Here is an 11,363-nt window from a genome sequence, read left to right on the forward strand (position 1 = left end):
GCGACATCTGTGTTCGCATCCTGTTTCCGCCGCTCGGACATTTTCGGGTCTCGCACCGGCGCTGGTGTCGTTTGCTGAAGCCGCCCCGGCGAAGCCGGAGCTCCCGGGGTCGTCACCCATGACTCACCACCATCACAGCGGTCAGGCCTCTGACACCTGTTTCTGCGAAGCCGGCGTAGCGCAAGGATCGCAGTCTCGTGCGGTAGCGGCGTTTGCCGGACAATGACCCGACGTGTCGAGGCCCGTCTTCGCACCGGTATCGGCTCCGTCCGGCGAGGCTTCTCCTCCACGCAGGTGGCCGCACCAGTTGTCGGCAACCCTCCGGTTGAGCCCGCCGGTGGGTCGGCAGGATGCCGCCATTGCGTTCGGTGACCGTGTCGTTACCGACCTCCGTCATTGCGACCAGCACCCCTCCTTTGTGAGCTTCCGATCAGCCGAAGCGGAACATGCAATCGTTATGTTATCGTCCATACAGTCGTTACGCTATCGTGATCTTGACTCAAATGTGACATAGCCGGTCAGCGCGAGCCCGGAGTACTTGCGCATTGGCCGGCCGGACGCGGGAGGCATGATGGAACCCGGGCAGACATTGTCGACATATCGGAAAAATGGGGGCCGGACAGCGTGTCCGGCTACCAATACATCCGGCCTGCCGGTCGACGGTGTGCGCCGGCAACCGGTGATGCTTCGGCGGATCGGTCGACTATGGCTTGCGATCCTCGCGCTCGCCGCGGTCATGCTGCCGGCAGCATTGTCCATGCCGGTCGCGCGGGCCGCAGTGCCGTCGCCTGACGAGGATCCTTTCTATGCCGCACCGGCCGACCTCGCGTCACATCCGAACGGAACGGTGCTCGGGGCACGGACGATCACACTGCTCGGCCTGCCGATACCTGTGGACGCGTGGCAATTACGTTATCGCACAACCGATTCGGAAGAGCGTCCGCAACTGAATGCGACGACGGTGCTGGTGCCACCGGTGCCTTGGGACGGGCCGCGGCCGGTGTTGTCGTACCAGGTGCCCGAAAACAGTCTCGACACCCGCTGCGCGCCGTCGTTCACCCTGCGCGGCGGACGCAACAGCACCGATATGGCAGCCGTCGCGCAGGATGCGCCGTTCATCGCGGACGCACTGCGGCGCGGATGGGCCGTCGTGGTCAGCGATTACGAAGGACCGCAGTCGCGGCTCTTCGACGGAGTGACATCCGGGCGTGGAGTCCTGGACGGAATTCGGGCTGCCCGGTCCTTCTCTCCGGCCGGGATCGATGCCGCGAGCCCGATCGGTGCCTGGGGGTATTCGAGTGGAGCATTCGCCACGCTGTGGGCCGCGCAGCTGCGTCAGGAATACGCACCCGACGTGGGGTTCGTCGGCGTCAGCGCCGGCGGCGTCCCAACCGATATCCCGGCCATGGCACAACGCGCCGACGGCGACGTGGGGGCCATACTGATCCTGCTCGGGCTGGCCCGCAATGAACCCGACTCCAGGCTGGCCGACTTACTGAACGACCAGGGACGCAGCGCGCTGCGCACCGCAGACACGTCCGCCTGCGGTGCGGATCTGGCCCAAAAGTACCCGGACATCCACATCGACGACCTCGCTGCGGTCCCGAACTTGCTGGCGAATCCCGCTTTCCGCGACGCAGCCATCCCCAACGAACTCGGCGGCACCGTCCCCGACACCCCGCTCTACCTGTACCACAGTGTCTCCGACGAGAAGATTCCTGTCGCCGGCTACACCGCCCTTGTCGATACCTACTGCGCCAACGGCGCCACCCTCACCGCGACCCACTCGCTGTTCCCGGGACATATCGGAGCAGCCGCGGGTGAAGCACTCGGCAGCATGAGCTTCCTCGCCGACCGTTTCGCCGGCACCCCGCAGAACCCGGGGTGTGTAGAGCAGTAAGGACGTGCGGTGCCGCGAACACCGGTGGCCGAGCTTGTTCGGTAGCTCGGTTCTGTCTCCGTCATACAAGGCCCAAAAATTTCAGTGGAACATTTCCTTCGTCGCCCCGCCAGAGAGTGTCCTCGAAGCCACACCAGCAGGCCGGCCAGATCGAGCATCCCGCGGTAAGAAGTGGCGGTCTTGTCGTAGCGAGTGGCGATCGCCCGATACTGTCAGAGCCGGTTGAAGCAGCATTCGACCACGTTGCGGCGCCGGTATGCCACAGGACCGAATACCGGTGGGCGGCCACCGGCGCTGCCCCGGCGACGCCGGTTGGCCTGCTGATCGGTGCGTTCGGGAATCGTTGCGGCGATACCGCGAGTACGCAGATGAACACGGATCGCGCGGGTGGAATATCCCTTGTCGGCCAAGACCCGCCGCGGCCGCTTCCACGACCGACCTCGACCAGGTTTCGGCATCCAGATCCCCGCCGGCACTTGGGTGAACATCGTGCAGTCGGTGATGTTGCCCGCAGTCGGCATGAGCGCCAACGGCCTACATTTGGTCAAGCGCAAGGTTGAAACCGATAGGATGTGCAGCATCAGATATGCCGTTGGTAGCGTTGCCTCCTTGTGCGTGTCATGTACGCAACGAGGTGATAGCGTCAGCTGTGAAGCTTCCCCGGCGTTTTCGTCCCGGTTACTCTCCAGGGTGGCTCACTCTTTGAGAAGATGTGGACCTTCGCAGGTGAAGCTCGCGACAATTGTCCCGGCATGCCCGGCGTCCGGCTGGTCCGGTCGCCCGTGCGACGAGGACCAGCCGAGGAGGCCGTGCCTATGCAGACGAGTAGCAAACCCCGCCATCACAGTCTCGACGTCAAGGGAGTCGAGGTCTTCTATCGGGAGGCGGGCACAGCGGACAAACCCTGTGTGTTGCTGCTGCACGGCTTTCCGAGTTCGTCATACAGCTTCCGACATGTGCTCTCGCCGCTGGCCGAGGTGAGCCGGGTAATCGCGCCGGACCTGCCGGGCTTCGGGTTCTCCGGGTCGCCCGACGTCGACGAGTACGAGTACACCTTTGCCAACCAAGCCGACACCATCGAGGCGTTCCTCGACCTGATCGGCGTCCACGAGTTCTTCGTCTACCTGCACGATTTCGGCGCGCCGGTCGGCTACCACCTCGCCACCCGCCATCCTGAGCGCATCCTCGGGCTCATCGTGCAGAACGGCAACGCCCACGAGGACGGGCTGGGCAGCCAGTGGGACGGCGCACGGGCCTTCTGGGCCGATCCGTCGGAAGCCAACCGCGCCGCGCTGCCGGAATGGCTGAACTTCGACGGTACCCGCTACCAGTACCTGGGTGGACTGCCCGAGCGTACGCAGGCCCTGCACCCCCCGGAGTCGTGGTACCTGGACTGGGAGCGAATGTCGCGCCCCGGCAATATCGAAGCCCAATTTCGGCTGTTCCGCGACTACGCCAACCACATTGCACGCTTCGACGAGCTGGCCGAGTATCACCGCACCTATAAGCCGCCGTGCCTGGTACTTTGGGGCCGCCACGACCCATTCTTCGACGTGGACGAGATCATGGGCTATGCACGAGCACTCGACCGGCTCGAAATGCACGTCTACGACGGCGGCCATCTCTTGTTGGAGACCCATTCGCCCGAGTGCGCCGCGGAAATGCGGCACTTCATCGCCGATATCGCGGCCGAGCGCGCCGCGGCAGGCAACACCCGTGGTCAGCGCTGACAGACAGCCACATAGGCGCGGCAACGCAACCATCGTGAGCAGATTGTTGGCATGAGCGCTTCGGGCGACGATCTTTCGTGCATTCCCCGCTAGGTCTAAAACTGACAGAGGTTGTTGACAATTCTGGCTCCTGATGGCAGGGAGTTCTTATGTCGGAACGTGTGTGGAGTGAGAGATCTGGTCAGGCGCGCGAACCGGCGTTCTGGCCGTTCTACGCCACACCGAAGAGGTCAGCGGCAACATCGCCGGACCTGCCGCTACTACGGCACCAGCCGCAACGTCTCCTACCGGTGGAAACGCCGATATGAGGACGACGACATCAAAGGACTGGAAGACCGAGCCGGCGCGCCGGCGCACTGCCCGAATACGACCCGGCCCGAAGTGATCGGCAAGACTATCCATCTGAGGCAGCACTACCACTTCGGGCCGCTCGAAATCTCGATATATCTCCAGCGCTACCACGACATCTCGATCGACCGGTCCGCGGTATCGCGGCTCCCCGAGCGGCTGGGAACGAACCGGCTGCCGGCCTCGCAACGCTACAAACGCCACAGGCAACGATGGAAACGCTACGAGAGGCAACGCCCCGGCCATCACGTGCAGATCGACGTCGATATCGAGGAGACGTTCGCCGATCGCCCTCTTGTCGAGGTCGTGACCTCGATGCCCGGCATCGGAGTCAGGACCGGCACCCGCATCCTGCTCGAAGTCGGTGACGGCACCGCGTCCGCCTCGGCCGGTCACCTCGCCTCCTACGCCGGAATCGCCCCGATCACCCACTGCTCCGGCAGCACAACCACACCAGCTCGAGGCCCCTGCCCAGCACACAAGACTATCCAGAAAGTTGGTGCGTCTTCAGCATTCACTTTCTGCCGGGATGCCGCGCAGGCGCTCGTCCAGCCAGATCATGGCCTCGGGATAGCCGAGGCCCGCCGCGATGATGTGTTCGCCGAGCACACTGCGGTAGATCGCGGTGACGCCGAGTGAGCACTGCTCGCGGTAGAGGTTGCGCGCGCCCTCGGCCGGGATCCAGAACTCCTGTTCACCGTTGTAGATGTAGAGCGGCGTCGCCGACGCGAGCCCTGCCATCCGGGTCACCTCGTAGATGTCGTGTGCCAGCGTAGATTGCAGTGGGTCGGCGATATTCGCCGCGATATCGATCGGCAGCAGCAGCACGCCGAGCAGCGCGAAAACACTCGCGCACTGGTCTTTCATCGGCGAGGTTGTCACCCACTGGGCGAGGTGGTTCATCCGGGCCAGGATCTCGGGCCGTTCGCGCGCGATACCGAAGACGGCCGCCATGAACACGGCTGAGGCCAGATTACCATTCATGCTGCGGGCCAGGATCTCGTAGTCGGCGGGCACCCCGCCGAGCGCCGCACCGACCAGTGACGGTGCGAGATCGGGCGCGTAACTCTCGATCAGTTTCACCGCGCCGTGCGTGGCGATCGCGCCACCGGAGTAGCCGGCCATCGCGAACCTGCTGCCGCCGAACTCATCCGCCCGCCAACCGCGTACCGCGCGCACCGCATCCAGTACCGCGTGGCCCGCGACGTAGGGCTCGGCGTAGGCCATCAGCGGGCCCTCGTGATCCGGAATGAGCACGGCGTAGCCACGCAGCGCGGCCAGATGGGTGGTGGGTGGCACGAAGTCGGTGAGCGCGCTGTCGAAAGAGAAGCCGTGCGCCAGTGTGTAATTCGGCGTGCAGTGACGGCCGAGAGCGTCGATCGGGAGGTTGTTGACCACCACCGGCCGCGCTCCGGGCACCGGTGAGGCGGTCGCCGGAATCACCAGCGTGGCCGTGGCGAAGGAAGGGCGATCGTGCGCGTCGGTGGTCCGGTATTTGAACAGCAAAGCCTGCTGGATAGGCACAACGACCAGCGGCGCGGCCGACGCGGTGATATCGCGGACCTCGATCACCGCACCTGGGGCGAAGTCGGCGAGGTTCGATGGCCACAGATCGAACATCGGGTCACCGACCGGCGCGGGAAGCACCGCCTGACGCAGCGCCGCCAGCTCCGGTGCCATGCCGTTCGTCTCCTCCATCGGTGCCGGCGCAATCGGCGGCGGCGGAATCACCTGGTCGATCCACTGCTGAATACCGGGCAGGATCGTGCCGCTCGCATCCGCGAGCGTTGGAAATACCGGCAGTCCAGGGAACGGGAGGCCGGGCGGTGCGGGCGGCTGGGCGGCAGCCTGCCCGGTGAGCAACAGCACGATGACGAGCAACGCGAGAGCGCCGGCACGCAAACATCTCATGGCACACGCCCCTGGGTGCGACGTCGATACATCTGGCACCCGAGGAGATGCGGGTTTCCGTCCCCGGAACGTGCCCTGTCATACCGGGGCCAGGTGTTCAGGCTACGTGACCGGGAGTCGGTTGCAGTGTTACGTCATAAGATTGAGACAACCCAGCCCTCCGGTTGTCCCTCTCTGTGACAGGGCCCCGTGAATTGGTCCGCCCGTTGAACGATTCGATGTAGCCGTTGTGCCACGGCTGTCCCGACGGGATGAACGCCAACCCGATCCGTTCACCGGCCCGATCCCGCATGGCGGCGCATGCCGGTTCGGGACCGTTGTCGCAGCGCAGCACCGTCGGATAACCGCGCTCGGCGGTTATGCGGTCGAGTTCGTCGATGAGCCGATCGGCGGTGATCGAGCGCTCCACCAGCCCGCCGAGGCATTCATGGGAGTGTTCGTCGGTGATCGAGACGGTCTCGACCGGACGGGGACTTCGAGGATATAGGACAGGCGGAGGTTTCGCAGAAGACCCGGAACCGGCCGTTATGCCCGTAGACGGCATCGGCGGCGACCCCATCCGGTGGCCACCCCCGCGTCCAGGATGCCGATGATCACCGACTCCACCAGTCAAGGTTTCACCAAAATACCCTGACTGTAGCGGTTCTCAGGTATTTCTGCCTCGATTCAACGGTCACGGTCCCCGATCCACGACTCGGGCAAATAGAGCTCGCGATCGATCAGCGTCCGCCCGGATCTCCCGTCATAAGCCAGGAACACACCGAGCCGGCAGTTCTCCACGCAATCGGCCGTGCCGGAGTACTGCCGCTGAGCACCGGCCGATTTCATACCCTTCTCGAGAAACTCGGTCTCGTCCGGCACCAGAACACCGTCCGGGTAGGCCGGCGCCTCGCACACGGACGAGCGCAACCGATCACGCGACTCGTCGGCGTCCCACCGGGATCTGTTCAGCACGTGCCGCAGCCCGTCCGACCCCACCGCCCCCGCGGCATCGGTCGGCTACCATGATTTCTTGCGCTCCACCGGTGCCGGCAACCGGGTCGGACACGTCCGCACTCACCACGCCGAAAGGCCTTCAGCCGCAACATCTTCCAGCATAACCGGACAAAAACCGCACTGCAGCACAACGGAATACAACTGTCGTGCTAAACCAAACTGAGTGCTGTGTTCGGCGACTGTACCCATCGCGGAACGAGAATTCAAGCGGTAGCATGGTCCGAGGTTGCAACAACGATCGACCTGGCTACCCTCGGTAGCAACGAATACCTCGAGCCGTACTCGAAGAGCCGATGTCACCCCCCTCACTCATGCAGTAACTGTTCATGTCATTCCAATAACGGAGGGTTCCGTGATCGCCTCGCGTCCAGTCACACAGAGCGGGAAACTGCTGGCCGCCTATTCGGATCTGTGCAGTAATACCGGTCCGATCCACGCTCGCGTCGCCACCGATCTCGGCGCCAGATTGCAGTCCGGCGCATGGTTTCCGGCGTATCAAGTTGCCACTCCACCATGTTTACGGGCATTTATTTCCATGGACGCACCGAACGTGCCATATCTCGAGGATCCTCGCGAACTGCCGGTTGACGAACGCTCCAAGCCTTGGCAGCTGATGTGTGTGTCCGTCGACAAGTGGCACGCGCTGGAGGATATGCAACGGCTGCGGATCGGGCGTGTTCTGGCGAAGCTCGGATTCTGGCAGTTCGTTGCCGATCTGATCGAACCTGGCGATGAGCCCTGCGACACGCTGGAAACGTTGTCGCTGTCGCACCTTCGCGCTGTCGCGCGGCATCAACTCGACGAGCGGGACACCAACGCTGTTGCACTTCTTGCTGAGACCCGTATTGCAATGGCCACGAACGAGCAGCTACCCATCGCGGCGCGGCTGGCATCCGCCGTGTATCTCACAGTGCATTATGTGCGCAAGCAGCGAGACAACGCGCGGGCACGTAGATGGCAGACCTATGCCACATCACTGCGATCATCGGTACGATCCGACAGTTTGCCGTGGGTATTGAATAGTGTCTATTGGCGCGCGGTCAGCTACATCCCATATCTCGAGGGTAACCATCGGCTGGTATCGGAAATGCTGGACCAAGCCGAGGAATGTGCGATTAAAGCTCTCGACCAGGCGGCGGAGGATAGCCGTCTGGCGGCACTGGAGAACATGGGGCCGCTATTCGAGACACGTGGCCGAGCAGCGTGGGACGTCGGCGATCTCGCCACAGCCGAAACCTACTATCGCCGACTGGTCGACCACGACCCATGGGATGCCAAAGGCCATGTGCGCTTGGCCGATTTTCTTCGAGACACCGGACAGAGCGCACAAGCCCGGGAAAGCTACTCGCAGGCCGCCGAACTCGGTGCTCCGTATACGATATACGCACAAACACAAGCCGATCAATGCACTTAGCGGATATCTCATGTGGGGTGTTTCTTGTAGCAGGTGAGCACGGCTACGAGGTGTAAGGGTGCCGCGAACAGATGGTCGTGGCTTTCGTAGCGGATTGTCAGACGTCGGTATCCGGTGAGCCAGGCGATGGCGTGTTCGATCTTCCACCGATACCGGCAGGCGGATGGGGCTTTCCATATCGCGACGTGCGATACGAAGTGTGAGCACTACACCCAACCCCTCCGGAAAACCCAGGAAGCTCAGGGAACCTCATCGCTCGGTAATCGCATGATGTCAGCGTGAATGAAGAGAAGTGCCTGCGAGTGGGTGAGCAGAGCGGATGCTCCCGCACACGGCAAGTGTCAACATGCTCGAGAGCACCGCCCACCACGTTGCCGCGACCCCGAGGAAGGACAACAGGTAACCCGCGCTCAGCGCACCGAGCGCAGCAGCGCCGTAACAGACGAAGTATATGGTTGCCATGGCACGGCCGAGCACATGTTCGGGGATGACGTCCACCCGATACATGGTCAGGGCCACATTGCTGACGACACCGACGCCTCCGATTCCACCCCAGCAAGCAGCCAGCACAAATGGATTGTCGCTCAACGTGGTCGGTATGAGTAGAGCTGCCCAACACCACAGTGCGCCCTTGTAGACGTGCTGTGAGGGGAAGCAGCGCGTGAGCCATACCGCCGCGGCCGCGCCGAGCATTCCGCCCGCACCTGCCGCACCAAGTACCACGCCGATAGTCCATGCGGGACGTCCACTGTTCTTCAGGTCGACCAGGATCACCAGCAACACGACGTTTCCAGACGACGTTTCCAGTGTTGGTGCTCGGTACCAATGCTCGAACACCGCGATAAGCCAGTTGGCGTAAGGTGTTACAGTGGCGTGGTCGGGGTCGTGCGACAGCAGCGTGGTCCAATTGCGGTGGGGTAGAAGGAAATCAACTGCCGACGGCCCGTACCGTAGGAGTGCTTCATAGGTTTCTACCGGGTCGTTCGCCACGTCGATCGTACACAGGAGGCGGAGAACAGGTGCCGACGGTTATCGGCCGTCAATATCGCGAGCCCTGCCGCTACCCAGCGGTAGCTGCCGATGCCTCGCCGGTCCCGCTGGTGCCGATCGTGCCCATCTTCGCTGCCGTCGACGCTGACTCCGATCCTGATATCCCACCGATCACAGATACGTAAGAATTCATCGTCGAGCAGCATGCCGTTCGTCTGCATTCCCAGACGCACCTTGGTGATCGGCGCCAAAGATTCCCGCGCCAGTCGCGCATACTCCGCTAGTTGCCCATGTCCGAGCAGCAGCGGTTCACCGCCGTGAAATACGAGGTCCACGGCCGGAAGCGAGAAGCGGCGTGCATGTTCGCCGATCATTCGGTAAACGTTGGAGAACACTGCGAGGCTCATCGTTCTCGGTTGCTGTCGCCAGCTCTGATCGGCCATTTAGTAGACGTAGAAGTAGTCGCATACCAGATTTTACCGACTGTGGATCTTCACCACGAACTCGACGAAAGGCAGCGGTTCCCAACCGCCGCGCATCAAGTCCGCAACATCCAAACCAGTTGCAGGCCACAGCGTATTCGGCCGGAAATGCTCTGTCGATCCCCGCTCCATTCCTTACTCCCTCGTACCGAGCGACACCTGCGGTCGACCCTGCGCGCAGGGTCGACCGCAGGTGGTTTCTACCGACCCGGACTACTCACCGGCGTCGATGAACGACTGGAATCCGAAAGCCCGGGGCCCTTCGGATTGAGCCAGATGACGTTCGAGTGCCGCACGCAATGCGGGGTTCTCGACCGCCGCGAGTTGCTGCGGGTCCAGGTCCGCGAATTCGGTAGGATTTCCCACGACATAACCTCCTTCCATCTCCTGCCCATGCGAAGGAGGCGGAAGCCTGATTCCGATGCCGAACACCGGTCGACGATTCGGCGTCCTCCGACGGCCAAGGAGATCTTCGATGGGCAACGGGACGCCGCCCGACATCGAATTCTACTGCACCTCAACGAATACGTGTTTCGAAATTCTGGGTCAACTGGGCGAAAAATGTTGACCGGGTTGGAGAGTTGGTGATGTGACCAGGTCTCCGACAATGCGGTTGATCGACCAAGATCCAACTGCGCGCCGGAGACTTCCCAATGGAGTTGTCAAGCCGGGGTCAGGCTGCTGCTGTGCCGGGTAGGGCCGATTGTCGCGGATGAGCGCCTATACGACATTGACGCGGCGTCGCGCGAGGGCGAAGACAGCCTGGTTGCGGCGCTTTTCTTCGGCGCGTTTTCGGTCGTAGAACCGTCTCGACTCCGGACAGCAGGTGATGCTCACCATGGCGGACATATAGAAGACGTGGTCGAGGCCGCGGTGGTAGCGGCGAGGGCGGTGCAGGTTGTCGCGGATTTGGCCGGAATCCCAGGGCACGGGCGCGAGGGCGGCGAACGCGGCCCGGTGGGCCGGGGTGGTGAAGGACGCCATGTCGCCGCCGGTGACCGCGAGAAATTCCGCGTCGAGCAAGTGCCCGAATCTCGACATGCTGGTGATCACCTCGGCGAGTTCGTGTCGGTGAAATCGGGTTTCGATGAGTTTGTCGGTTTTCTTGATCTGGCCGTTGAGGGCCGGCACCCCCTGGCCGAATCGGCGATCACGGTGGAGGCGAGCGCCTCGCCGGGCAGGCCGATGCGCTGCCGGCGTGCGGCGGCAGCGCGTTCCTCGGCCATCCGACCAGCTCCGCCGCCGGCTACTCGGCCGATGCCTCGGCCTTCTTCGCCACGGCGTCAAGTGTCTTCATCACGGCCCTTCCCACTGACCATCGGTCAGCGAATCAGGCCGGAAACACCGGTAAATCCACAGTTCCCGGGTCGGTGCTACAGAGAACGGCAACGGCTGATACAGGCGCTGCCCAGGACTGCCCCGGCGAAGACTCGAGCTGCTGGGTCGTCGACGCCTTTCCCGGTCGAACACAGGGGTCTCTCGGTTGCCGGGACTCCGCTCTCAGGGATGACCGGTCGGATCGGGCACCTGTCGCTTCCGCGTCGACCGGTACGAGCACCACCCGTGGCTGCACCAGCTTTCGCAGGTTCACG

Annotated in this window: 10 protein-coding genes and 3 pseudogenes; 5 read left to right on the forward strand and 8 right to left on the reverse strand. The window is 63.2% G+C overall.

The genetic code is table 11. The features are described from left to right. Positions 1-682: 682 nt before the first annotated feature. Positions 683-1,900, forward strand: a complete 1,218-nt coding sequence (locus tag ON20_RS29745; RefSeq protein ID WP_245547568.1) for a lipase family protein — start codon at positions 683-685, stop codon at positions 1,898-1,900. A 212-nt stretch (positions 1,901-2,112) separates the two neighbouring features. Here ON20_RS29745 and ON20_RS29750 read toward each other — a convergent pair whose 3' ends face one another. After that, positions 2,113-2,448 carry a transposase gene (locus ON20_RS29750; RefSeq protein WP_218002695.1) on the reverse strand — a complete coding sequence of 112 codons (336 nt, stop codon included), beginning with the start codon at positions 2,446-2,448 and terminating at the stop codon, positions 2,113-2,115. 267 nt (positions 2,449-2,715) lie between these two features. On the opposite strand from ON20_RS29750, the gene ON20_RS29755 reads away from it, so the two are divergent. The 3 genes and pseudogenes from ON20_RS29755 to ON20_RS37520 form a co-directional block, all read left to right on the forward strand. After that, entirely contained in the window at positions 2,716-3,630 is a 915-nt protein-coding gene (locus ON20_RS29755) for an alpha/beta fold hydrolase (RefSeq protein WP_040841281.1), read from the forward strand. Between the two features lie 168 nt (positions 3,631-3,798). Then, positions 3,799-4,116 (forward strand): annotated as a pseudogene (locus ON20_RS41320) (hypothetical protein); the annotation flags it as partial. 153 nt (positions 4,117-4,269) lie between these two features. Further along, positions 4,270-4,426: pseudogene (locus tag ON20_RS37520) on the forward strand (transposase); the annotation flags it as partial. Between the two features lie 59 nt (positions 4,427-4,485). On the opposite strand, the gene ON20_RS29760 reads toward ON20_RS37520, so the two are convergent. The 3 genes and pseudogenes from ON20_RS29760 to ON20_RS33685 form a co-directional block, all read right to left on the reverse strand. Continuing rightward, positions 4,486-5,889 carry a lipase family protein gene (locus ON20_RS29760; protein ID WP_040841283.1) on the reverse strand — a complete coding sequence of 468 codons (1,404 nt, stop codon included), beginning with the start codon at positions 5,887-5,889 and terminating at the stop codon, positions 4,486-4,488. 199 nt (positions 5,890-6,088) lie between these two features. Continuing rightward, positions 6,089-6,358 (reverse strand): annotated as a pseudogene (locus ON20_RS39485) (IS3 family transposase); the annotation flags it as partial. Between the two features lie 197 nt (positions 6,359-6,555). Further along, positions 6,556-6,867 (reverse strand): transposase, encoded by a 312-nt coding sequence (locus ON20_RS33685; protein WP_051163623.1) that lies wholly within the window; start codon positions 6,865-6,867, stop codon positions 6,556-6,558. A 370-nt stretch (positions 6,868-7,237) separates the two neighbouring features. Here ON20_RS33685 and ON20_RS29775 point away from each other — a divergent pair, with 370 nt between their 5' ends. Continuing rightward, complete coding sequence (locus tag ON20_RS29775; RefSeq protein ID WP_157229119.1) at positions 7,238-8,299, forward strand: tetratricopeptide repeat protein; 1,062 nt, start codon at positions 7,238-7,240, stop codon at positions 8,297-8,299. Positions 8,300-8,572: 273 nt separating this feature from the next. Here the strand turns inward: ON20_RS29775 and ON20_RS37055 are convergent, their stop codons facing one another. From ON20_RS37055 to ON20_RS29785, 4 genes are all read right to left on the reverse strand, one after another. Continuing rightward, complete coding sequence (locus tag ON20_RS37055; RefSeq protein WP_157229120.1) at positions 8,573-9,289, reverse strand: MFS transporter; 717 nt, start codon at positions 9,287-9,289, stop codon at positions 8,573-8,575. Further along, on the reverse strand, positions 9,271-9,732 hold the full coding sequence (locus tag ON20_RS33695; RefSeq protein ID WP_157229121.1) for a radical SAM protein: 462 nt from the start codon (positions 9,730-9,732) through the stop codon (positions 9,271-9,273). Before ON20_RS33695 ends, ON20_RS37055 begins: the two co-directional genes overlap by 19 nt. A gap of 252 nt (positions 9,733-9,984) precedes the next feature. After that, a complete protein-coding gene (fxsA, locus tag ON20_RS37060) occupies positions 9,985-10,137 on the reverse strand; it encodes an FxSxx-COOH cyclophane-containing RiPP peptide (RefSeq protein ID WP_157229122.1) in 153 nt (50 codons plus the stop codon). A gap of 354 nt (positions 10,138-10,491) precedes the next feature. Beyond that, entirely contained in the window at positions 10,492-10,902 is a 411-nt protein-coding gene (locus ON20_RS29785) for a transposase (protein WP_051163626.1), read from the reverse strand. Positions 10,903-11,363 lie beyond the last annotated feature (461 nt).

The organism is Nocardia brevicatena NBRC 12119 (assembly GCF_000308495.1).
GTDB classification, from domain to species: domain Bacteria; phylum Actinomycetota; class Actinomycetes; order Mycobacteriales; family Mycobacteriaceae; genus Nocardia; species Nocardia brevicatena.

Excerpts from the sequence above, each read along its gene's own strand:
- ON20_RS29745 (WP_245547568.1), top strand. The coding sequence starts at position 683 with ATGCTTCGGCGGATCGGTCGACTATGGCTTGCGATCCTCGCGCTCGCC.
- ON20_RS29755 (WP_040841281.1), top strand. The coding sequence starts at position 2,716 with ATGCAGACGAGTAGCAAACCCCGCCATCACAGTCTCGACGTCAAGGGA.
- ON20_RS29760 (WP_040841283.1), bottom strand. The coding sequence starts at position 5,889 with ATGAGATGTTTGCGTGCCGGCGCTCTCGCGTTGCTCGTCATCGTGCTG.
- ON20_RS33695 (WP_157229121.1), bottom strand. The coding sequence starts at position 9,732 with ATGGCCGATCAGAGCTGGCGACAGCAACCGAGAACGATGAGCCTCGCA.